The organism is Candidatus Skiveiella danica (assembly GCF_022705245.1).
Lineage (GTDB): Bacteria > Pseudomonadota > Gammaproteobacteria > Burkholderiales > Burkholderiaceae_C > Skiveiella > Skiveiella danica.
On sequence record NZ_JAKJEW010000042.1, the window covers coordinates 1 to 22,728 of the forward strand.

General features: G+C 63.7%; 20 protein-coding genes. 14 read left to right on the forward strand and 6 right to left on the reverse strand.

What is annotated here, in order from left to right; translation table 11 throughout:
* The 8 genes from ACMUOY_RS17950 to frdD all read left to right on the forward strand — a co-directional run.
* On the forward strand, nucleotides 1-875 hold an 875-nt coding region (locus ACMUOY_RS17950), incomplete at its 5' end, for a sodium:solute symporter family transporter (RefSeq protein ID WP_413894111.1).
* A gap of 121 nt (nucleotides 876-996) precedes the next feature.
* Nucleotides 997-1,293: an FmdB family zinc ribbon protein gene (locus tag ACMUOY_RS17955; protein WP_413894112.1), complete on the forward strand. Its 297-nt coding sequence runs from the start codon at nucleotides 997-999 to the stop codon at nucleotides 1,291-1,293.
* 33 nt (nucleotides 1,294-1,326) lie between these two features.
* Entirely contained in the window at nucleotides 1,327-1,992 is a 666-nt protein-coding gene (locus tag ACMUOY_RS17960) for a DUF502 domain-containing protein (RefSeq protein ID WP_413894113.1), read from the forward strand.
* A 60-nt stretch (nucleotides 1,993-2,052) separates the two neighbouring features.
* Nucleotides 2,053-3,867, forward strand: a complete 1,815-nt coding sequence (gene aspS / locus ACMUOY_RS17965) for an aspartate--tRNA ligase (protein ID WP_413894114.1) — start codon at nucleotides 2,053-2,055, stop codon at nucleotides 3,865-3,867.
* Nucleotides 3,868-4,299: 432 nt separating this feature from the next.
* The gene (gene frdA / locus ACMUOY_RS17970; protein WP_413894115.1) at nucleotides 4,300-6,087 is read left to right on the forward strand and encodes a fumarate reductase (quinol) flavoprotein subunit; all 1,788 of its coding nucleotides are present in this window, start codon (nucleotides 4,300-4,302) and stop codon (nucleotides 6,085-6,087) included.
* A 46-nt stretch (nucleotides 6,088-6,133) separates the two neighbouring features.
* Entirely contained in the window at nucleotides 6,134-6,901 is a 768-nt protein-coding gene (locus ACMUOY_RS17975; RefSeq protein ID WP_413894116.1) for a succinate dehydrogenase/fumarate reductase iron-sulfur subunit, read from the forward strand.
* Nucleotides 6,901-7,299 (forward strand): fumarate reductase subunit C, encoded by a 399-nt coding sequence (locus ACMUOY_RS17980; protein ID WP_413894117.1) that lies wholly within the window; start codon nucleotides 6,901-6,903, stop codon nucleotides 7,297-7,299. Before ACMUOY_RS17975 ends, ACMUOY_RS17980 begins: the two co-directional genes overlap by 1 nt.
* Nucleotides 7,296-7,649: a fumarate reductase subunit D gene (gene frdD, locus ACMUOY_RS17985; RefSeq protein ID WP_413894118.1), complete on the forward strand. Its 354-nt coding sequence runs from the start codon at nucleotides 7,296-7,298 to the stop codon at nucleotides 7,647-7,649. Before ACMUOY_RS17980 ends, frdD begins: the two co-directional genes overlap by 4 nt.
* A gap of 122 nt (nucleotides 7,650-7,771) precedes the next feature.
* On the opposite strand, the gene ACMUOY_RS17990 is transcribed toward frdD, so the two are convergent.
* The 3 genes from ACMUOY_RS17990 to ACMUOY_RS18000 form a co-directional block, all read right to left on the reverse strand.
* Nucleotides 7,772-10,699, reverse strand: a complete 2,928-nt coding sequence (locus ACMUOY_RS17990) for a valine--tRNA ligase (RefSeq protein ID WP_413894119.1) — start codon at nucleotides 10,697-10,699, stop codon at nucleotides 7,772-7,774.
* Between the two features lie 109 nt (nucleotides 10,700-10,808).
* Nucleotides 10,809-12,488 carry an isovaleryl-CoA dehydrogenase gene (locus ACMUOY_RS17995; protein ID WP_413894120.1) on the reverse strand — a complete coding sequence of 560 codons (1,680 nt, stop codon included), beginning with the start codon at nucleotides 12,486-12,488 and terminating at the stop codon, nucleotides 10,809-10,811.
* A complete protein-coding gene (locus ACMUOY_RS18000; RefSeq protein WP_413894121.1) occupies nucleotides 12,485-13,324 on the reverse strand; it encodes a PaaX family transcriptional regulator C-terminal domain-containing protein in 840 nt (279 codons plus the stop codon). Before ACMUOY_RS18000 ends, ACMUOY_RS17995 begins: the two co-directional genes overlap by 4 nt.
* 474 nt (nucleotides 13,325-13,798) lie before the next feature.
* On the opposite strand from ACMUOY_RS18000, the gene ACMUOY_RS18005 reads away from it, so the two are divergent.
* The 3 genes from ACMUOY_RS18005 (at nucleotide 13,799) to rquA (ending at nucleotide 17,411) form a co-directional block, all read left to right on the forward strand.
* Nucleotides 13,799-14,143: a c-type cytochrome gene (locus ACMUOY_RS18005; RefSeq protein WP_413894122.1), complete on the forward strand. Its 345-nt coding sequence runs from the start codon at nucleotides 13,799-13,801 to the stop codon at nucleotides 14,141-14,143.
* Nucleotides 14,144-14,300: 157 nt separating this feature from the next.
* Nucleotides 14,301-16,337: a cytochrome C gene (locus ACMUOY_RS18010; RefSeq protein ID WP_413894123.1), complete on the forward strand. Its 2,037-nt coding sequence runs from the start codon at nucleotides 14,301-14,303 to the stop codon at nucleotides 16,335-16,337.
* Between the two features lie 336 nt (nucleotides 16,338-16,673).
* The gene (gene rquA, locus ACMUOY_RS18015; protein ID WP_413894124.1) at nucleotides 16,674-17,411 is read left to right on the forward strand and encodes a rhodoquinone biosynthesis methyltransferase RquA; all 738 of its coding nucleotides are present in this window, start codon (nucleotides 16,674-16,676) and stop codon (nucleotides 17,409-17,411) included.
* Between the two features lie 81 nt (nucleotides 17,412-17,492).
* Here rquA and ACMUOY_RS18020 read toward each other — a convergent pair whose 3' ends face one another.
* Complete coding sequence (locus ACMUOY_RS18020) at nucleotides 17,493-18,212, reverse strand: pseudouridine synthase (RefSeq protein ID WP_413894125.1); 720 nt, start codon at nucleotides 18,210-18,212, stop codon at nucleotides 17,493-17,495.
* On the opposite strand from ACMUOY_RS18020, the gene yaaA reads away from it, so the two are divergent.
* The 3 genes from yaaA (at nucleotide 18,211) to queF (ending at nucleotide 20,834) form a co-directional block, all read left to right on the forward strand.
* Nucleotides 18,211-18,984 (forward strand): peroxide stress protein YaaA, encoded by a 774-nt coding sequence (gene yaaA / locus ACMUOY_RS18025; protein WP_413894126.1) that lies wholly within the window; start codon nucleotides 18,211-18,213, stop codon nucleotides 18,982-18,984. The two genes, ACMUOY_RS18020 and yaaA, sit on opposite strands and share 2 nt — an antisense overlap.
* A 69-nt stretch (nucleotides 18,985-19,053) precedes the next feature.
* Nucleotides 19,054-19,953 (forward strand): alpha/beta fold hydrolase, encoded by a 900-nt coding sequence (locus ACMUOY_RS18030; RefSeq protein ID WP_413894127.1) that lies wholly within the window; start codon nucleotides 19,054-19,056, stop codon nucleotides 19,951-19,953.
* Nucleotides 19,950-20,834, forward strand: coding sequence for an NADPH-dependent 7-cyano-7-deazaguanine reductase (gene queF / locus ACMUOY_RS18035; protein ID WP_413894128.1), 885 nt, complete (start codon nucleotides 19,950-19,952; stop codon nucleotides 20,832-20,834). The genes ACMUOY_RS18030 and queF overlap by 4 nt, the downstream gene beginning before the upstream one ends.
* A gap of 76 nt (nucleotides 20,835-20,910) precedes the next feature.
* Here queF and ACMUOY_RS18040 read toward each other — a convergent pair whose 3' ends face one another.
* Both ACMUOY_RS18040 and dinB read right to left on the reverse strand, forming a co-directional pair.
* Nucleotides 20,911-21,189, reverse strand: coding sequence for a hypothetical protein (locus tag ACMUOY_RS18040; protein WP_413894129.1), 279 nt, complete (start codon nucleotides 21,187-21,189; stop codon nucleotides 20,911-20,913).
* Nucleotides 21,190-21,288: 99 nt separating this feature from the next.
* Nucleotides 21,289-22,494, reverse strand: a complete 1,206-nt coding sequence (gene dinB / locus ACMUOY_RS18045; RefSeq protein WP_413894130.1) for a DNA polymerase IV — start codon at nucleotides 22,492-22,494, stop codon at nucleotides 21,289-21,291.
* Nucleotides 22,495-22,728 lie beyond the last annotated feature (234 nt).

Consider the following 22,728-nt stretch of genomic DNA (forward strand, 5'->3'; position numbering starts at 1 on the left):
TCGCCGTGTTTGCGGGTAACCTGGCCGGGGGCGCGGACAAGGTTGTCGCGCTGGCGGCCAGCAAGGATCTGTTCAAGTTCTGGCCCGAGCCGAGCTTCAAGGACATGGTGTTCTTTTTTGCCGCCGCCATCACCATGATGCTGGGCTCGATTCCCCAGCAGGACGTGTTTCAACGGGTGATGTCGGCCAACAGTGAGAGCGCCGCCACCAAGGGGCCTGTCATCGGTGGTGTTTTCTACATCCTGTTTGCCTTTGTGCCGATGTTTCTCGTCGCCAGCGCGTTGATCATCATGCCGGAGCAGACAGCCGCGCTCCTTAAGGAAGATCCCCAGAAGGTGCTGCCCACCCTCGTGCTGACACAGATGCCCTTTGTCATGCAGGTCCTTTTTTTCGGCGCGCTGTTGTCGGCCATCAAGTCCACCGCGTCAGCCACGTTGCTCGCGCCGAGCGTGACGTTCGTGGAGAACATCTGGCGCCAGTTCCAGCCGCACATGGGCGATCGCCAGGAACTGCGGACCATGCGCATCACCGTTCTGGTGTTCAGTGCGCTCGTTCTGCTTTATGCGATCCGCATGCAGGGAACGTCCATCTACGAGATGGTGTCGGGCGCCTATCAGGTGACGCTGGTGGGCGCATTCGTGCCGCTGGTGTTTGGCCTGTACTGGAGCAAGGCGACGACCCAAGGGGCGATTTTTTCGATCGTGCTGGGCCTTTTGACCTGGGTCCTCTTTCTGGCAACCCCAGCCGGCGGGGAGTTTCCGGCACAGCTGGCAGGCATTCTGGCGGCACTCTCGGGCATGCTGATCGGCTCGCTCGGACCCCAGGCAATCAAGAACAGCCATGCGGCGCACCACAGGCTGGTCGGCACCAACTGAACGCAAGTAGCGTGCAGGCGAGGCTTGGCGCCACTGGAACGGTTCGCGACGTACTAGGATCTTGATATCGGACCCGAAGCCTATAATTAAAGGCTTTGCATCCACGATCTGAACCACCGCCATGCCCATCTACGCTTACCAATGTGAGTCCTGCGGACATGCCAAGGATGTCCTGCAAAAAATGTCCGATGCGCCGCTGACCGACTGTCCGGCCTGTGGCGCCGCCTCGTTTCGCAAACAGTTGACCGCAGCGGGCTTCCAGCTCAAAGGGTCGGGCTGGTACGCCACCGATTTCAAGGGTGGCGGCGCCGGCGCACCGGCTGCAACCAGCGCCACGCCAGCAGAAGCTCCGCCAGCCAAGGCCGAAGCCGCACCGGTGGCTGTGGGCGGTTGCGGCGGCTCCTGTGCCTGCCACTAAGCCCCGTTCCGTGAACGGCGCACGCGCAACGTCATGAAGCGACGCATCCAGCAATACTTCATCACCGGACTGCTGGTGTGGCTGCCCATGGGCATCACAGTCTGGATCCTGATGTGGCTGATGGGCATGCTCGACGGCATCTTCCTGGCGGTGCTGGGGGCAGCCGATGCGGTGATCCCTGGCATCCACCCCCTTGTCGAGCGGCTTCGTAACGTGCCCGGCCTCGGGGTGATCCTGGTGGCCGTTGTCATATTTTCCACGGGCGTCTTTGTCGCCAACATGTTTGGCCAATGGTGGGTCGGGCAGTGGGACAAGCTGATGAACCGCATTCCCGTGGTTCGCAGCATCTACACCAGCGTCAAGCAGGTCGCGGACACGCTTTTTTCGGGAAGCGGCCATGCATTTTCGAAGGCATTGCTGATCCAGTATCCGAGACAGGGGTCCTGGACCATCGCTTTCCTCACCGGCAAGCCCGGCGGCGAGGTGGCCACGCATTTGTCGGACGATTTCGTCAGCGTCTATGTTCCGACCACGCCCAACCCGACGTCCGGTTTTTTCCTGATGATGCCGCGCTCCGATGTGGTCGAACTGAAGATGAGCGTCGATGACGCGCTGAAATACATCATTTCCATGGGTGTGGTAGTTCCTGGTGGCCCCGCTGCCTTGCCGGCACCATCGGGCAGCGCAAGTTCCCCCTAGTTGTTGAACCTTTTGCCCTGCAGGCATGCTGCGGGGCGGTCTGTTAGTGAAAGAGTATCTATGTCCATGCGTTCCCACTACTGCGGTCTGGTGACCGAAGCCCTGATTGGCCAGACCGTCACCCTGTGCGGCTGGGTCAACCGCCGCCGTGACCATGGTGGCGTCATCTTTGTCGACCTGCGGGACCGTGAAGGCTATGTGCAGATCGTCTGTGATCCGGATCGCCCGGAGATGTTTGCAGCGGCAGAGGGTCTGCGCAACGAGTTCTGCATCCAGATCAAGGGCTTGGTGCGCGCACGGCCTGAGGGCACGACCAATGACAACCTGAAGAGCGGCAAGATCGAGGTCCTGTGCCATGAACTGACTGTGCTGAACCCCTCGGTCACGCCGCCCTTCCAACTCGACGACGACAACCTGTCGGAAACCACCCGCCTCACCCACCGGGTGTTGGACCTGCGCCGCCCCTACATGCAGAACAACCTCATGCTGCGCTACCGGGTCTCCATGGAAGTGCGCAAGTTCCTGGATGCCAACGGCTTCATTGACATCGAGACGCCGATGCTGACCAAGTCCACGCCAGAAGGCGCGCGTGACTACCTGGTGCCGAGCCGCGTGCACGACGGCCATTTCTTTGCCCTGCCCCAGTCGCCCCAGCTGTTCAAGCAGCTGCTGATGGTGGCCGGCTTCGATCGTTACTACCAGATCACCAAGTGTTTCCGCGACGAAGACCTGCGCGCCGACCGCCAGCCCGAGTTCACCCAGATCGATATCGAGACCTCGTTCCTGGGTGAGGAAGAGATCCGGGCGCTGTTCCAGGGCATGATCACCACGGTGTTCAAGAACACCATCGGTGTGGACCTCGGCGAATTCCCGGTGATGACCTACCAGGAAGCCATGCACCTCTACGGCTCGGACAAGCCCGACCTGCGCGTGAACCTGCAATTCGCCGAAGTCACCGACGTGATGGCTGACGTGGATTTCAAGGTGTTCTCCGGCGCCGCCACGATGAAGAACGGCCGCGTCGTGGCCCTGCGGGTGCCGTGCGGCTCCCAGGAATCCGGCGGCATCAGCCGAGGCGAAATCGATGCCTACACCGAATTCGTCAAGATTTACGGTGCCAAGGGCCTGGCCTACATCCGCGTCAATGACCTTTCCAAGGGCCGCGACGGCCTGCAAAGCCCGATCGTCAAGAACATCCACGACAAGGCCCTCAACGCCGTCCTGGAGCGCACCGGTGCGAAGAACGGCGACCTGATCTTCTTCGGTGCCGACAAGGCGAAGATCGTGAATGACGCCATCGGGGCGCTGCGCATCAAGATCGGACACAGCGAATTCGGCAAGAAGAATGGCCTGTTCACCGGCGGCTGGCGCCCGATTTGGGTGGTCGACTTCCCGATGTTCGAATACGACGACGAAGCCCAGCGCTACACCGCCACCCACCACCCCTTCACTGCGCCGAAGGACGGCCATGAAGACTGGATGGTGACGGCGCCGGAGAAATGCATCTCCAAGGGCTATGACATGGTGCTCAACGGTTGGGAGATGGGCGGCGGCTCCGTCCGTATCCATCGAGCCGACGTACAGCAGAAGGTGTTCGACGCCCTCAAGATCACGCCCGAGGAGGCACAGCTCAAGTTCGGTTTCCTGCTGGATGCGCTGCAGTACGGCGCGCCCCCACACGGCGGCCTGGCGTTCGGCCTGGACCGTATCGTCACGCTGATGACCGGCGCCGAGTCGATCCGCGACGTGATCGCCTTCCCCAAGACCCAGCGCGCCCAGTGTCTGCTGACGCAGGCACCGAGCCCGGTGGACGAGAAGCAATTGCGCGAGCTTCACATCCGCCTGCGCAACGTCGAGGCTGCGCCGGCAGCCTGATCGTTGATGACGTCATGAAAAGGGGCGCCCATTCGGGCGCCCCTTTTTGCTGTGCCCGCAAGGCGGGATGACCGAAGGCTATCGGAAATGATAGCTGGATATGACCTCGTTGCGCTGGAACGCTGCCGTGCAATAGGCCGGTGAATCGACGTGGAAAAGACATCCCCCCGTTCTCAGTCACACCGAGCGATTTCCGTCGGGGCCATTGTAGGGAGCGCAGCGAAAATCCCGATCCCAGGGGTGCACCATCGCCCTCGGTGTTGTTGCCAAGGCCTTCAGGGTGCGACGGGGAGGGCTCAGTTCTGCGCTGCATCAAACAACACGAAGATCCGGCGGCGGCAAGCGTCAGGAAGGTGCACTTCGACCGGGGTATTGACGGTAAACTGCCGTTCATGCCCAATCCGGGCTTGGTAATGCACGGGAATCGCCTTTATGACCTCTGCCCACACGATCGAGTTCCTCAAACGTGATGTCGTGGTTATCGGCGGCGGCGGTGCCGGCTTGCGGGCTGCTATCGCTGCGGTCCGGGACGACCCGAAAGTCACCGTCGCGCTCGTTTCCAAGGTGGTGCCGATGCGCAGTCATACCGTGGCCGCCGAGGGTGGGGCAGCCGGTGTGGTCCGCGAAGATGATTCGCTGGACAACCACTTCGACGACACCGTCTCGGGAGGCGACTGGCTGTGCGACCAGGATGCGGTGCAGTATTTCATTGAGCACTGCACCGAGGAGATGATCCAGCTTGAACAGTGGGGCTGCCCTTGGAGCCGCAAGGAAGACGGCAGCATCAATGTGCGCTTCTTCGGCGGCATGAAGGTGCAGCGCACCTGGTTTGCGGCCGACAAGAGCGGCTTTCACATGCTGCACACGCTGTTCCAGACCTCGCTGCAGTACCCTCGCATCGAGCGCTTCGACGAGTACTTCGTCGCAGAACTGCTGGTCGAGGATGGCCGAGTGCGCGGCGTTCTGGCCATTGAGATTGCCACCGGCAAGCTGGTGGCCATCGAGTGCAAATCTGTGGTCATGGCCACCGGCGGTGCCGGGCGTGCTTACCGGCAGAACACGAATGCCGGCATCGTTACTGGTGATGGCATGGGCCTGGCGTTCCGTCAGGGCGCCGCTCTGCGTGATATGGAGTTTGTCCAGTACCACCCCACGGCGCTTCCTGGCACGGGCATCCTGATCACCGAGGGCTGCCGGGGTGAAGGGGGCATCCTCACCAACAAGGACGGGTACCGCTATCTGCAGGACTATGGGTTGGGCCCGCTTGATCCGTGGCCGCGCGCCAAGGCGATGGAGCTTGGACCGCGCGACCGGCTGTCCCAGGCGTTCTGGCACGAAGAACAAAAGGGCAACACCATCCCCACGGCAATGGGCAGCTCTGTCAACCTGGATCTGCGCCACTTGGGCGCTCAGAAAATCCATGAACGATTGCCGCTGATCGTCGAGGTGGCGCAGACTTTTATGGGGGTCGACCCGGTCACCCACCCGATCCCGGTGCGTCCGGCCGTGCACTACACGATGGGCGGCATCGCCAGCAACCGGACCACTGAGACCACGCTGGAGGGGCTGTACGTGGCGGGCGAATGTTCCAGCGTCGGCATTCACGGGGCCAACCGGCTGGGATCGAACTCGTTGTCGGAAATTGTCGTGTTCGGCAAGGTGGCCGGCGAACATGCAGCCCGGTTTGCGAGGAGCCAGGCCGAGAGGGATTCGGCGACGGTGCGGCGTCAGGCGGAGGCTGCGGCTGCCCGCCTGCTGGCACTGCTGGACAACGACCGCGGCGAGCGCGTGGCCGTGCTACGCGACGAGATGGGCGACACGATGGAGGCAGGCGTCGGCATCTACCGTAGCGCCACTGGCATGCAACAAGCCTGCGACAAGCTGGCCGAGTTGCGTGACCGGTATCGGCGTGGCGTCAAGCTCGATGACCGGCATCGTTCCTTCAATACCGAGTGGCTGTCGACGATCGAGCTTGGTTTCACACTTGAGGTGGCAGAGGCGATGGCCCACTCGGCCTTGGGTCGGCGGGAATCGCGCGGTGCCCATGTGCGGCTCGACGAATACAAGACCCGCGACGACGAGAATTTCCTGCAGCACTCTTTGGCACGCTATACCGGCGACGGCCCGCCGTCGATCTCGCTGGCTCCGGTCACTATCACCAAGTCGCAACCTCGCACGCGCAGCTATGGCGGCGAGGGCAAGAAGGCGGTGATGACATGACGACTTTTTGCACACTTGCCCCGACCATCGGCCGGAGAACCCCAGGATGACCGCTCAAGCTTCCCCTCGCACGATCCGCATCGAGGCGATGCGCTACAACCCGGAGACCGACAAGGAGCCGAGTTGGAAGAGTTACGACGTGCCGTTTCGTGACGACATGTCGGTGCTGCAGGGTCTGCAGTACATCAAGGACCACCTCGACGGCAGCCTGACGTTCCGCTGGTCGTGCCGCATGGCCATCTGCGGCAGCTGCGGGATGATGATCAACGACACGCCGCAGCTGGCTTGTCACGCCTTCCTGCGCGACTACATGCCTGGCCCGGTGCGCATCGAGGCACTGGACAACTTTCCGGTGATTCGCGATCTGGTCATCGACCAGACGTCGTTCCTGAACAAGCTGGAAGCGGTCAAGCCCTGGCTGATTCCCAAGACCCAACGCACACCGGCCGACGGCCCCAACCGCCAGACACCGGAGCAGATGCAGAAGTACCATGCTTACGCGCAATGCATCAATTGTCTGCTGTGCTACGCGGCATGCCCCCAGATCGGTCTCAAGCCCGACTTTGCGGGTCCCGCGGCGCTGGCGCTGATGCACCGCTACAACACTGATTCCCGCGACCAGGGTTGGTCGGCGCGCGCCGAGATGGCCAACGCCGAAGATGGCGTCTGGGGCTGCACCTATGTCGGTGAATGCAGCGAGGTCTGCCCCAAAGCCGTCGACCCGGCCCATGCGATCAACCAGAACAAAGCCAACAGCGCGCTCGACTATTTCGGGTTGGGCAAGCTGCTGGCTCCGAGTGAAGGAGCGAAGTGATGGGACGCCACCAAGCGGTCGCCAAGACCTATCGTCGCACGCAGCCGGTCGACTGGGGTCGCAGCGTGCATCGGCGTCGCTACATGCGACGTGAACTGACCTCGGTGTTTCTGATTGCCTACGCGCTGGTGCTTCTGTTCGGCCTGTGGCGCTTGTCCCAGGGCGAAGCGGCTTTCGAGGCCTGGCGCGCTTCCCTGGGCCATCCACTGGCACTGGCGGGCCACGCGGCCATCTTCATTGCCGCCCTGTATCAGACCATCAGCTGGTTCCAGGTGATGCCGCGTACGTTGCCGGACAGCCAGGTCAAACCGGCCAGCATCACGCGCGCAGGGTGGGCCGCTGCGGCTGTGGTGTCGGTACTGGTGCTGGCCCTGGTGATGCTGGGAGGTGGGAAATGAAGCGCTCCAACGAACCGATCATCTGGCTGCTATTCGGTGCCGGCGGCATGCTCTCTGCGCTGGTTGCACCTGTGTTGGTGCTGATCACAGGCCTGCTCGTGCCGCTGGGCCTTTTGTCCAAGGACGTGATGAGCTACCAGCGGGTGCTGGCCTTCGCGCATAACCCGCTGGGCAAGCTGGTGCTCCTGGCGGTGATTGCGCTGTTCCTTTTCCATGGTGTGCATCGCTTCGTGACCACACTGAACGACTATGGCTTGCGCGGTGGCCATGCAACGATGGCGCTGTTCGTTGGCATTGCGACACTGCTGACCTTGGTGACCGCAGGCCTGCTGCTCGGCATCGGATTCTGATCGGGAATAGTGCGGGCAACCTGCTGGCCGGACTCGCGTGACGGCGCCGGAACAGGTGCTTCCAAGGAGAGATGCCAGCCCATAGGGCCAACCATCCCAGCCTCAGGGGCTCTCCACGGCCTTCAGCTTAGCCGCGCCAGTTGTTCGCGCACCTTGGCCAGCGTGGCGGTGAAGTCAGCCAGGCGTTTCTGCTCCTGCTCGATCACGGCCGGCTTGGCTTTCGCGACGAAGGCCTCGTTGCCCAGCTTGGCGGTGGCCTTGGCGATCTCGCCTTCCAGCCGCGCGGCTTCCTTGCCCAGCCGGGCCTTTTCCGCGGCCACGTCCACTTCCATGAACAGGCACAGGCGGGCTTCACCCACCATCGCCACGGGCGCAGCCTGAGCGGCAGCGGCCCAGGCGGCTTCGTCGGCAAACACCGTCACCTCCTTGAGTTTGGCCAGCGCCTGCAGCACCGGCGCTGCCGCCGTCATGAAGGCCGGGTCACCCACCACGAACAGCGGCAGCCGGGTGGCGGGCGACACGTTCATCTCGCCGCGCAGGTTGCGGCATGCGTCCACCAGCGCCTTGAGCTTGGCGACATGCGCCTCGGCGGACGGGTCGATGCGCTCGGGCTGGCTGACGGGGTAGGCCGCAATGGCCACCGACTCACCCTCGCGCCCCGCCACGGGCGCCACCTTCTGCCAGAGTTCCTCGGTGATGAACGGAATGATCGGGTGCGCCAGGCGCAGGATGGTCTCCAGCGTGCGGATCAGCGTGCGGCGCGTGCCGCGCTGCTGCTCGGCGTTGCCGGTGTTGATCTGCACCTTGGCGATTTCCAGGTACCAGTCGCAGAACTCGTTCCAGACGAAGTCGTAAAGCGTGTTGGCCACGTTGTCCAGGCGGTACTCGGCAAAGCCCTTGGCGACTTCGGCCTCCACGCGCTGCAACTGCGAGACGATCCAGCGGTCAGCCTGGGAGAAGTCGAGGTAGCCACCGCCCGGCACGCACGCGTCGGCGCCGTGCTCGTTCAGGCCGCAGTCCTGCCCCTCGCAGTTCATCAGTGTGAAGCGCGTGGCGTTCCAAAGTTTGTTGCAGAAATTGCGGTAGCCCTCGCAGCGCTTGCTGTCGAAGTTGATGCTGCGGCCCAGCGAGGCCAGCGCGGCAAAGGTGAAGCGCAGCGCGTCGGCGCCATAGGCCGGAATGCCCTCGGGGAACTCTTTTTCGGTGTTCTTGCGCACCTGCGGTGCGGTCTCGGGCTTGCGCAGGCCTTCCGAACGTTTGGCCAGCAGAGGTTCGAGCGAAATGCCGTCGATCAGGTCCACCGGGTCGAGCACGTTGCCCTCGGACTTGCTCATCTTCTTGCCCTGCGCGTCGCGCACCAGGCCGTGGATATAGACGTGCTTGAACGGGACGCGGCCGGTGAAATGCGTCGTCATCATGATCATCCGGGCGACCCAGAAAAAGATGATGTCGTAGCCGGTGACCAGCACGGTGCTGGGCAGGTAGAGGTCGTAGTCCTGCGTTTTTTCAGGCCAGCCCATGGTGCTGAACGGCACCAGCGCGGACGAATACCAGGTGTCCAGCACGTCCTCGTCGCGGCGCAGCAATGGAACGCCTTTCAGCCGTGCTGAAAGTGCTTTAATTTCAAAAGCCTCGCCTTGTGCGATGTATTTCTGGATGGCTTCCGCTTCGTCACGCGCGACATAGACCTTGCCGTCTTCGTCGTACCAGGCCGGAATCTGATGGCCCCACCAGAGCTGGCGGCTGATGCACCAGTCCTGAATGTTGTTCATCCACTGGTCGTAGGTGTTGACCCAGTTTTCGGGCACGAACTTCACCTCGCCGGACTTCACCGCGTCGATGGCCTTCTGGGTGATGCTCTTGCCCGTTGGGTCGATATCGCTTACCTTGGTCATCGCCACGAACCACTGGTCGGTCAGCATGGGCTCGATCACCTGGCTCGTGCGGGCACAGCGCGGCACCATCAGCTTGTGCTTCTTCACTTCGACCAGCGCGCCCAGCGCCTCCAGGTCCGCCACGACCTTCTTGCGGGCCACGAAGCGGTCCAGCCCCTGGTAGGCGGCGGGGGCCTCGCTGTTGATCTTGGCGTCCAGCGTCAGCACGCCGATCATCGGCAGCTTGTGGCGCTGGCCGACGGCGTAGTCGTTCTGGTCGTGCGCGGGCGTGACCTTCACCACGCCGGTGCCGAAGGTCTTGTCTACGTAGTCGTCCGCAATCACCGGAATCTCGCGATCGCACAGCGGCAGTTTCACCATCCGGCCGATCAGGTGCGTGTAGCGCTCGTCTTCCGGGTGCACCATCACGGCCACGTCGCCCAGCATGGTTTCCGGCCGGGTGGTGGCCACGGTCAGCGCGCCGGATCCATCGGCCAGTGGGTAGGCGATGTGCCACAGGAATCCGTCTTCCTCTTCGCTCTCCACCTCCAGGTCACTCACCGCGCTTTGCAGGACCGGGTCCCAGTTCACCAGGCGCTTGCCGCGGTAGATCAGGCCCTGCTCGTAGAGCTGCACGAAGGTCTCCGTCACCGTCTTGGACAGTTTCGGATCCATGGTGAAGTACTCGCGGCTCCAGTCCACGGTGTCACCCATACGGCGCATCTGCGTGGTGATGGTGTTGCCGCTCTTCTCTTTCCACTCCCAGACCTTGGCGACGAAGTTCTTGCGGGCCTCGGCAGGTGTCGGCCCCATGTCGTGCCGGCTGATGCCTTGCGCCTGCAGTTGTCGCTCCACCACGATCTGCGTGGCGATGCCGGCATGGTCGGTGCCCGGAATCCAGGCGGTGTTGAAGCCGGCCATGCGGTGGTAGCGCGTCAGGCTGTCCATGATGGTCTGGTTGAACGCATGGCCCATGTGCAGCGTGCCCGTCACGTTGGGCGGCGGCAGCTGGATGGCAAATGAGGGCGCACCTTCTTTGGGTGCGTGGCTGCCCCGGAAGCCGGCCACGCCGTATCCGCGCCGCTCCCATTCGGGCCCCCAATTGGCTTCGAGCGCGGCAGGCTCGAACGATTTGGACAGGGAAGACAGGCCGGGCTGCTGGACGGAGTCGCTCATGGGTACTGTGTTTCTGAATGAACAACGGCATCCTTAGGGATGCCGTTGCACCACCTGGCGTGGCGGGGTGAAGAGTGCCGCGATTTTACGCGATCGACGGCCCGCGCCTTCAGGCCCGTGGGGTTGCGCGCCGGATGATGGCGGCGCAGTCCACGCCACGGGGCAGCGTGCCGTAGTTGCGGTGGCCGCCGTCCGCCAGGCGCGATGCGCAGAAGGCATCCGCCACAGCGGCAGGCCCGTGTTGCACCAGCAGGGCCGCCTGGATGGCCAGCGCCATGCGGTCCACCACGCTGCGGGCGCGGTAGTCCATGTCGCCCCGCTCGCTGAACTCCCGTTTCAGCGCGGTGACCCATGCGTCAAGGGCACCATTGGCGCCGCGGGCCCGGTCTACCTCACGGAAGAAGGCCTCCACCACGGCGGGGGTCTTCTGCATCGCCCGCAGCACGTCCAGGCACTGGACGTTGCCACTGCCCTCCCAGATGGCGTTGACGGGCGACTCGCGGAACAGGCGCGGGAACGGGCTGTCTTCCATCACGCCGCTTCCGCCGATGCATTCCATCGACTCGTACGCATGGTTGGGGGTGCGTTTGCAGATCCAGTACTTGCCCACCGCGGTGACCAGACGGACCAGCAGGTCTTCATGCGGGTCGGCGCGGTGGTCCATGGCGCGGGCCATGCGCATCGTCAGTGCCAGAGAGCCTTCGTGCTCCAGCACGAGGTCGGCCAGCACGTTCTGCATCAGTGGCTGCTGGTTCAGCACATTGCCGAAGGCCGAGCGGATGGAGCAGTGGTGCAGGGCCTGCGCCACGGCCGCCCGCTGGCCGGCGGCGGAGCCGATCATGCAGTCGAAGCGGGTCATGGCCACCATCTCGATGATGGTTCGTACGCCGCGTCCTTCCTCGCCCACCATCCAGGCCAGTGCGCCGCGCAGCTCGGTCTCGCTGGAGGCGTTGGACACATTGCCCATCTTGCGCTTCAGGCGCAGCACCTGCATCGGGTTCTTGGTGCCATCGGGGCGCCAACGCGGTAGCAGAAAGCAACTCAGGCCACCCGGCGCCTGCGCGAGCACCAGGAAGGCATCGCACATCGGCGCCGAAACAAAGTACTTGTGTCCCACGAGCTCATAGGCCTCGCCTGCGCCACCCGCACCGACCGGGTAGGCCCGCGTGGAATTGGCGCGTACGTCGGAGCCTCCCTGTTTCTCGGTCATGGCCATGCCGATGGTCAGGCCGGCTTTCTGTGCGTCAGGCACATTGCCTGGGTCGTAACTGAGCGCGGTGATCTTCGGCTCCCACAGGGCCGCCAGTGACGGCGTGGTGCGCAACGAAGGCACTGCGGCGAAGGTCATGGTGATCGGGCAGCCGTGGCCGGCTTCCACCTGGGTTTGCAGATACGTCCGTGCGGCGCGGGCCACATGGGCGCCCGGGCGGGGATCGGTCCAGGGCGAGGCATGCAGGCCGTTTTCGATCGCCGTCTTCATCAGCGTGTGATATGCCGGGTGAAAGCGGACCAGATCGACGCGGTTGCCGAAGCGATCGTGTGTGTCCAACTCCGGCGGATGGCGGTTGGCCTGTATGCCCAGGTCCAGGTACTCGGCCGACCCCGTCAGTGCGCCAAAGGTGCTCAGGGAATCCTGGGCCCAGGCTGCGCCTTCGCGCTGCACCGCGTCGACCAGGGCTGCGTCCTGGGCGAACATGTTGTAGTCGACCAGTTCCCGCGAGACGTTTGTCACTTGGTGGGTGTCGGCCAGGTAGATTGAATCACGGGCCAGGATGTCGGGTGCGTTCATGGGGGAGACTCCAGTGGGGGTTGAATCATGGCGTGCCGGCGTGGGGCCGGTTCGCGGGCGGCGCGCAGGAGTTCCTGCCAGATACCGCGTCCGGCGGCATCGAACTGAAGCACGGATTCGGCGAAGGTCTGACGCGCGCCGGTGTCCACCAGTGGCTGCGGCAGCCAGGGATCGAAGATGAGCGCATGAATGGCCTCGTCGCCCAGGAGAAACGACTCGCGTGCAGCGGTGTCCAGCGAAAGCTTCGACGCGCCCTCGCGCCATGCGTCGAGTGCCTGCGCGCGTTCGCGATAGCCGTAGGTCAGCGCTGCGCCGTCCCAAAGCGCGCGTGCCTGCCGCTCGCGAGAAGGTTCCAGCCCGCGGGCGATGAACACGGTTGCGCCTGCCCCCAGGCCCAAGCGTCCAAGCCGCTCACGCGCGACGTCCACGCCACCGGCCAGATTGTCCGGGCGCAGAAACAGCCCGCGTTCGAACTCGGCAAGTCCCAGCAAACCCAGGGCCCGACCGCGCGCCCGCAACGCCGCGCGGTCGCTGCGGCCAGCCGGTCCGACATGGACGGCGACCCAGTCCCCGTTCCACTCGCGAACGCGAGCGGTCGTTTCCCGCCATCCCGATATCTCGTCGGCCAGGGGAGCGGCCTGGGGTCCGAGCCGGTAGGTCCCCCGGCCTGTGGTGATCAGCATGCCACTGGCATTCAGGCGGGTCAGCGCGACGCGGGCATTGTTCCCCTGAATCCGCAGCGCGTTGCAGGCGGCGACCACTTCGCGCGCGCTCAAGGTGCCGCCCTCGACTGCCATCAGCAGATTCAGGATCAGGTGGCGCGCAGAGACCGGCATGCCTTGATTATTACTGTGGTCATCAGATGCAGCAAGTTGAAGTAATAAATATTGTGGCTCTGTGGGTCGATCACCGGTCGCAGGGGCTACACCCGTTGCCACCTCGGCCCGTCCGGGTGGTGGGCTCGGGTCCGGAATGCTGAAATTCAGAATAAAGAAGTAAATTCCCAGCGTCGAATGGACATGGTGTGCTATCAATATGTAACTTTTTTGGGCACGCCGAGCTTGACGCACAAGCGCGGATCCCGATTTTTCGGCGCCCTCCGGCTGCCGACCCGGCGGGCGCTCGCCTCAAAGCGGACCGGCGGGCTTGCGTGGGCAGATTCCCGCCCAAGGGCACGCATCGTTGATTTATATCAATGAACCCGTGTCCTGCCTTGAATCGGTGCACCGACATTCTTGACGCATATACTCGCGGAGCGTCCAATGGCGCTTGTCAAAAATCAAATCCACTTTTTCACGGAGTCTGCCCAAATGATCAAGTCGTTCTTCTCTCTTGCCACTGCTTCGGCCGTGTTGGCTTTGGTCAGTATCAGCCCGGCCCAGGCGGCCGTTGACGCGGATGCGGCCCAGACCCTGTTCAAGAAAAACGATTGCACCAAATGCCACGCGGTTGACAAATCCAAGAAGGGCCCGTCCCTGCAGAAGATTGCCGCCAAGTACAAAGGCAAGGCCGATGGCGAGGAGAAGGTCATCAAGAACATGACCACCAGCCCGAAAGTCAAGCTGGATGATGGCACCGAGGAAGAGCACAAGGCCATCAACACCAAGGATCAGGCTGCAATCAAGAACCTGGCGGCCTGGATTCTTTCCCAGTAAGACTGTCCTGGGGCGTACGGGACTCCTGGCTCCGGATGAAATCTCACCGGTTTTTTCCGTCACGCCGATGCTGAGAAGCTGAAGTTCCCGACATGCCATGCATTCCATCAGGGCGCGGTAATCGTTATCGCGCCTTGTTTTTTTCCGGAAGACCGTTATGCATTCCCACACTCTTTCGCGGCGCCTGAGCCGCCTGGCCGGTTTTCTGTGCCTGCTCGGCGCCTGCATGAGCCTGCCGGGCCTGGCGCAGACGCCGACCGCGCCCGCCGCAGCGCCGGTGGCCGCGAAGGCGCTGGACAATGCCACCTGCCTCACCTGCCACGATGGCAAGAAAGGCAAGCTGGAGGTGCCTGGCGCTCAAGGCAAGCCCCGCGCGCTTCACAGCGTGGCACCGGACAAATTTGGTGAGAGCGTGCATGCGAAGATGGATTGCGTGGCCTGTCACACCGACATCACGGACAACGCGGAAAAAGGCAATCAGCATGCGAAGGACACGGCACAGAAGCTGAAGAAAGTCGACTGTGCGGGGTGTCATACAACCCTGTGGGAGCAGGCGCAGAAGGATGGATCTGCCAAGGCCAAACCGCGCCTGGGCGTGGTGGCCGAGAACATCGAGGCCTACAAGAAGTCGTTCCATGCACGTCCGAACAGCGACGACAAGACCCGGCCCAATGCGTCGTGTGACAACTGCCACGACACGCACAGCTTCAAGGTGCCGGCCAAGGGCACTCCGCAATACGCAGAGTTCCGCCTGGGCATCTCCAAGGCGTGTGGCGAGAACTGTCATTCGGACCAGTTGGAGACCTATGCCGGCTCCGTGCATGGCAAGGAAGCGCTGGACAAGAAAAATGCGAAGGCCGCCGTCTGTTCCGACTGCCATAGCGCGCACGCCGTCAGCAACTCATCGGGCGACCCCTTCAAGCTTGCCGTGACCGGCAAGTGCGGGACCTGCCACGAGGCCAACTACAAGACCTACAAGGCGACCTACCACGGACAGATCAACACCCTGGGTTATGCCTACACCGCCAAGTGCTACAACTGCCACGGCAGCCATGACATCCTGAAGGTCAAGGACCCCGAGTCCAAGGTCTCCCCTGAAAACCGCATGAAGACCTGCCGCGAATGCCACAACGGCAAGAAGGGCGTCGGCGAGGCACCGGCGGGCTACGCGAGTTTCGAGCCGCACGGCCACGTGCATGACTTCGGGCGCTATCCCCAGATCTGGATCGCGTGGCAGATCATGGTGCAACTGCTGGTCGGCACCTTCGGATTTTTCTGGCTGCATACCGCTTTGTGGTTCTATCGCGAATACAAGGAGCGCCGCAAGCTCGACGCGCAGCCCCGCGTCAGGGCCGATGCCCTGCCGGCGAACCTTCAGGGCAAGCATGTCCGACGTTTCAGCCCGATCTGGCGCGTGGCGCATCTGACTTTTGCATTGAGCCTGATGGTGCTCACGCTCACCGGCATTCCGTTGTTCTACCCGGATGCGCCATGGGCCAGCGCGCTCATGACGGCGCTCGGTGGGCCGCACATTGCCGGCCTCATTCACCGGGTGAGTGCGGTCATATTTGCCGGCGTTTTCTTCTGGCACCTGTTCTACCTGGCCTGGACCGTCGGGCGCGACTGGAAGAACTTCAAGTTGTTCGGACCGAACTCGCTGGTTCCCAACCTGCAGGACGGACGCGACATGCTGGGCATGTTCAAGTGGTTCTTCGGCAAGGGTCCGCGTCCCAAGTTCGACCGCTGGACGTACTGGGAAAAGTTCGACTACTGGGCTCCGTTCTGGGGGGTGACCATCATCGGCGTCAGCGGCCTGATCATGTGGCTGCCCAATGTCTTTGGCGCCTTCCTGCCGGGCTGGATCTTCAACGTGGCGGCCATCTTCCACGCGGAAGAGGCGTTCCTGGCCGTGGTGTTCCTCTTCACCGTCCACTTCTTCAACAACCACTTCCGTCCGGACAAGTTCCCCCTCGACGTGGTGATGTTCACTGGCACCTTCTCGATCGAGGAGTTCAAGCACCAGCATGCCGTGCAGTACCAGCGCCTGGTGGACAGTGGCGAACTGGAGAAATACCTGGTGGATCCGCCTTCGGCCGCCAAGCTGACCGCGGCAAAGATCCTAGGTTTCACGTTGATCGTGATCGGCCTGACCTTGCTGACGCTGGTCGGGATCGGCTTCTTCACCGGAGGTTGATGGCGGTCCGTTGAGTTGGAGCGGCGTTGTTTCAAGCGCCGCTTCGGGAATCGGATAATCAGATCCGTCACTGCGGTGATCGAAGGGAAAGCATGGCATTCATCGAATCAGACGTTGCCATCGCCGACCCCGGTTCCGGCCTTGGTGTTGGTTGCGCAGGACTTCGGGTAGCGTCCGGATGCAAAGGTTGCCGTGGTGGTGTATCTTGCGGGTGCGGTGGGGACAGTGCTGACGGTGCCGGTTCTCGTTTGCGTCTGAGCGTCGCTTGGCGGCGTTGTCATTGAACCGCTTGCGGGCGCACGGGGTGGGCACGCAGGCGATTAACAAGGTTTTTTCGTGAGTCCCAAAGAAACAGTCACCGTCGCCCATGCGAACCCTTCGGGGGCGGGCGCTCCGTTACAGCCCATTGCCATTCCCAAGTACCTGCAGGATACCTACTGGTGGGCTTACCTGCACCCCAACGCCGTGCGCGTGTTCGAGCGCCAATGGCTGGTCAACCTGATCCTGTGGGGCAATTTCTCGCGGCTGCGTGATGCCGCCTTGCAGGAAATGGGCGAGGTCATCGACGGCAAGGTGCTCCAGGTGGCCTGTGTCTATGGCGACTTTACCGAGCATCTGGTCAATCGCCTGAGTCCGGCGGCCAGTCTGGACGTGATCGATGTGGCGCCGATCCAGATCAAGAACCTGCACGAGAAACTCAAGACCACGCGCCAGGTTGCGGTGCTGCGTCAGGATTCGACCGACATGCAGTTCGAAGATGCCAGCCACGATACCGTGGTGGTGTTCTTCCTGCTGCACGAACAGCCTGCCGACGCGCGGCGCAAGACGATCGCCGAGGCCCTGCGCGTCACACGCCCGGGCGGCAAGGTCATCTTCGTCGACTATCACAAGCCGGTTTCGGCCAGCCCGTTCCGCTATCTCATGGTGCCCATCCTGAGCACGCTGGAGCCATTTGCACTCGACATGTGGCGCGGCGAGATCGTCGACTGGCTGCCCGAGGGATTGACGCCGGCGGGGGTTGAAAAGGAGACCTACTTCGGCGGCCTGTACCAGAAGGTGGTGATCACCCGCTGAGGCGTCCTGACGTTCTCATCCCGTTCCCGGCGGGGCGTCCAGACCAGGGTCCGCACGCCCGGCGCCATGTCGAACGCTCCCTCAGGCAGCGACCTGGAATGCGCGCCAGCGTGCCCACTCTTCCCCGGGCGCCGCTTCGATGGCAACCGTGCGCCCCGTTGCCGGATGAATCAGCTCCATGCGCAAGGCGTGCAGCCACAGCCGCTGAAGGCCCAGCAGCGCGGCCACCGCGCGGTTGAGAGGGCCCTTGCCATGGGTGGCGTCGCCGAGGAGCGGGTGGGCGATGTGCTTCATGTGGCGGCGCAGTTGGTGGCGGCGGCCGGTCAGAGGCGTGAGCTCCACCAGCGCGCAGCGTGTGCTCTCGAACGGTCCCTGGGCCAGCGGAAGCAGGTGGTGTTGCAGCGTCCGGTAGCGGGTGCGGGCCTCCTGTGCCTCCTGGACGGGGCCTTGGGCCGCTGGCACCCGCAGATCGTCGGTCATGCGACGCAGGGGATGCTCGATCAGCCCTTCGGGGTCGGTCCAACCGCGCACCATGGCCAGGTAGGTCTTGCGGATCGCACCGCCGGATTCGAACTGCTGGCCGAGCGCCCGCGCGGTGGCGGCGTCCAGCGCGAACAGCAGCACGCCGCTGGTGCCCTTGTCCAACCGGTGCGCGGGCCAGACCGGGCGACCCAACTGGTCGCGCAGCATTTGCAGCGCAAAGCGGGTCTCGCCCGCGTCCAGTCCGGTGCGGTGCACCAGCAGCCCAGGCGGTTTGGCCACCGCTGCAAGATAATCGTCCAGGTAAAGGATCTCCAGCATGTTGTTTCTATTGTCGCCCGCCAAGTCGCTGGACTACACGCCGGCGCCTGCCGACCTGCCGCACACGCAGCCCCTGTTTGTCAAACAGTCCGCCGAGCTGATCGACGTGCTTCGGCAGAAATCCCCGCAGCAGATTGCCAGCCTGATGCACCTCAGCGACGCGCTGGCCACCCTGAACGCGGCGCGCTATGAGGCCTGGCGGCCGCGATTCACGGCGCGCAACGCCAAGCAGGCGGCGCTGGCGTTCAACGGTGATGTCTACGGCGGGCTCGATGCGCGGACACTGAAGCCAGCAGAACTGGCCTGGGCACAGGAGCACCTCTGCATCCTGAGTGGCCTGTATGGCGTGCTTCGACCGCTCGACCGCATGCAGCCGTACCGGCTCGAAATGGGCACACGGCTCGCCACCGCGCACGGCGACAACCTGTACCAGTTCTGGGGATCGCGCATTTCGGACTACCTTAACCGGCGCCTGGCCGCCGACAGGTCCCCGGTTGTGGTCAATCTGGCCTCCCAGGAGTATTTCAAGGCCGTGGACCGCAAGGTGCTTCGGGCGCGCGTGATCGACTGTGTGTTTGAGGAAGGCAAGGGCGGCCACTACAAGGTGGTGTCGTTTTTCGCCAAGCGGGCTCGCGGCCTGATGGCGCGCTACGCCACCCAGCACCGCATCAGCACGCCAAAGAAACTTGAAGCCTTCGACCTCGAAGGCTATGCCTTTGCCGCATCCGCTTCCCGGCCCGACCGGCTGGTGTTTCGCCGCGCAGTCGCCTGACGGACTGCCGGATCCTGGAAATATGATCAAAATAGGCCTCAGCCCAGCGTCCAGAGGTCATCAACAGCTATGAAAATTAAAGCAAACGGCATCCAGATCGAGGTCGAGGACACCGGCGCGGACGGTTCGCAGAACGACCGGCCGGTCGTGCTGCTGATCATGGGCCTGGGCATGCAGCTGATTGCCTGGCCGCCCGCGTTGGTGCAGGGGCTGGTGGATGCCGGCTTTCGCGTGATCCGCCACGACAACAGGGACATCGGTCTGTCGCAGCACTTCGACCACCTGGGTGTGCCCAATCTGGTGTGGGCCACTCTGCAGCACCGGCTCGGCCTGAGCCCGAAGGCGCCCTTCACCCTGAGCGACATGGCGGCCGACGCCGTGGGCGTGCTCGACGCGCTGAAGATCGAGCGCGCGCACATTGTCGGCGTCAGCATGGGCGGCATGATCGCCCAGCGCGTGGCCATTGCCGCGCCAAAGCGGGTGCTGAGCCTGACCAGCATCATGAGCTCCAGCGGCGCCCGCGGCCTGCCCCGGGCCAAGCCACAGGTGCTGAAGGCGTTGCTCAGCAAGCCCGCCAGCCATGCCCACGACGACATCGTGGACCATTACATCAACCTCTACACCGTCATTGGGAGCCCCGATTTCGTGGTGCACGAGGCAGAGTTGCGCACCCGCATCCTGGCTGGCATCACCCGCAGCTTCCGCCCGGTGGGCACCATGCGCCAGATGCTGGCCATTGTCGCCGACAGCACCCGCGCCGGCGAGCTGGGCCGGATCCAGTGCCCCACGCTGGTGGTGCATGGCGCGGCCGATCCCCTGGTACCGCTGGCCTGCGGCAAGGACACGGCGCGCCGCATTCCCGGGGCCCGTCTGGAGGTCATCAAGGGCATGGGCCACGACCTGCCTCCGGGCGTGGTCAGCGAGGTCCTGCGGGTGATGCTGCCTTTTCTCAAGCAAGTCCACCCATGAGCCAGTCCAGTCTGCCCGCCGGCACCCCTACCACGGCCCAGGCCGCCGGGCACTCCCAGCTCGGCAAGGCCTCCGCTTATGTCGACCAGTACGATCCGGGTCTTCTGTTCCCGATAGCGCGCGCAACCAGCCGCGCCGAGATCGGCGTCACGGGGACGCCGCGCTTTTTCGGCGCGGACCTGTGGACAGCCTTCGAGCTGGGCTGGCTGAACCCGCGCGGCAAGCCGCAGGTGGCGCTGGCGCACATCCTGGTGCCTTGCGAAAGCACGCACATCGTCGAAAGCAAGTCGTTCAAGCTCTACCTCAACAGCTTCAACAACACCCGGTTCGCTGATGCGGAAGCGGTCAGGGAGCGCATCCGGGCCGACATCAGCGCGGCCGTCTGGCAAGGGGGCCCGGTGTTGTCCGGCGTGGGTGTGAAGGTGCTGGGCCCGGATCTTTTCGACCAGGAACCCATCCACGAGCTCGACGGCCTGAGCCTGGACAGGCTCGACATCGAGTGCACGCGCTACACCCCTGCGCCGGATCTGTTGCGCGCGGCGTTGGACGAGCAGCCGGTCAGCGAGGTACTGGTCAGCAACCTGCTCAAGAGCAACTGCCTGGTGACCGGGCAGCCCGACTGGGGCAGCGTGCAGATCAGTTACAGCGGGCCGCAGATCGACCAGGAAGGCCTGCTGCAATACATCGTGAGCTTTCGCAACCACAACGAGTTTCACGAGCAGTGCGTGGAGCGCATGTTCATGGACATCTGGACGCGCTGCAAGCCGGTGAAATTGACGGTGTATGCGCGCTATACCCGCCGCGGCGGCCTGGATATCAGCCCGTTTCGCACCAGCCATCCCCAGAGCGTTCCGCTCAACGTGCGAACGGCCCGTCAGTAGCAGGGCCTGATCGCCGCCTTTGCGCCGCGTTCAGGCGTGTGGCGTCGGGTTGGGGTGTTGATGAGGTCCTTCGCAATCAGCCGGCCGGATCGAGCCAGTCGCAGCGCAGACGATGCCGGGCGTGGGCGCTTTGGCGCCAGCGCACATACAGGCCCGGGCAGAACATGGCCAGAACGCACAAGGGGAGCAGAACGGTCATCTCCAGCGCCAGGGCGGGGAGCCAGCTCACGCAGCCAAGCACCCAGAGGGTGAGTACCGCATCCCACAGGTGGTATTCGACCGGATGTTCGGCGCGGTGCGCGATTTGCCAGCGCTTGATGCGTTGCAACTCCGAGAGGGTCAGGCGGGCGGGCATGGGCGTTCGGGTACGGGAGAAACTTCACTGTATGGTTCGCGTCAGTCCAAGTCAAGGCATGCCACGGAACGCCGACGCGCCGTGAATCCCGGTACATCGCTAAAAGAGTTGGGGCGTTTCTGCTATTGATTGAGTAGCTGATGATGACCGTCTGGCGCTGGGATGTGCCAGTTTTAATTCAATTTCCGGGTTGTCGGATGCCTTGGCGAGCGATCCGACGCGCACCCCGAGCAGGCGCAGCCGTCGGGTCAGATCCACACGCTTCAGGCAGAGCCCCGCGGTCTGGCGGATCGTTCGCGCGTCGGCCGTGAACGCATCAAGGGTCTGGTCACGCGTGACACTCTTGAAGGTGTCGTAGCGCAGCTTGATGCCGATGGTCTTGCCGACGTAGCCTTTGCGCTGCAAGTCGCCGGCCACCTGCTCGCACAGGCGCGTGAAGATCGCGCCGAGTTCGGCCTTGTCGTGCACCGGATGCAGGTCGCGCTCAAAGGTGGTTTCCCGGCTGATGCTGACCGGTTCGCTTTCGGTCACCACCGGACGCTCGTCGCGGCCCCAGGCGGAATCGAACAGCCAGGCGCCGTAGCTCTTGCCGAAGTGCTCGGCCAGCCAGCTCCGGTCGTGTGTGGCGAGATCGCCAATGGTGCGGATGCCGTGCGCCAGCAGCTTCTCGTCCGCCTTAGGACCTACGCCGTTGATCTTGCGGCAGGCCAGCGGCCAGATCAGGGTCTGCAGGTCGTCGGGCTGCACGATCGAGATGCCCTTGGGCTTGTTGAATTCGCTGGCCATCTTGGCCAGCAATTTGTTGGGGGCCACGCCGATGGAGCAGGTCAGGCCGGTGGCGTCGAAGATGCTTTTCTGGATCAGCCTCGCCAGCACCCGGCCGCCCTCGCGCTGACCGCCGGGAACCTCGGTGAAGTCGATGTAGACCTCGTCCACGCCGCGGTCTTCCATCACCGGCGCGATCTCCAGGATCAACTGCTTGAAGCGGCGTGAAAAGCGGCGGTACTCGTCGAAATCGACCGGCAGCAGGATGGCCTGTGGGCACAGCCGCGCCGCCTTCATCATCCCCATGGCCGAGCCCACGCCGAACTGCCGTGCGGCATAGGTGGCGGTGGTGATCACGCCGCGCCCGGTGTAGTCGCGCAGCACCGGAAAGGCCGCCACGGGGATTTCATGCAGGGGCAGGTCCGCGTGGTGCTCGCGCAGGGCCTCGTCGAGCCGCCGCCGGCCGCCACCGATGACCACCGGCAGGCCCTTGAGCTGCGGGTAGCGCAGCAGCTCCACGGACGCGTAGAACGCGTCCATGTCCAGATGCGCGATGCGGCGCGGCGGTGCGGGTGGAGGAGGGCCTGGAGGTGCGGCGTGGGACACCCGGCAAGCATAGCGCCACAGGCGCCAGCGGCAGCGTGCGTTGCGGCGAAAGCACACTGCCCGTGGACCGATGGGCGATTTGGACATCGATGCGCGTGTGCGTCGCTGTGGGGATGGAAAATAAGCGAAGCGGTTGGGTGATTTGCACCTGCCAGGGTTGAGATCAGG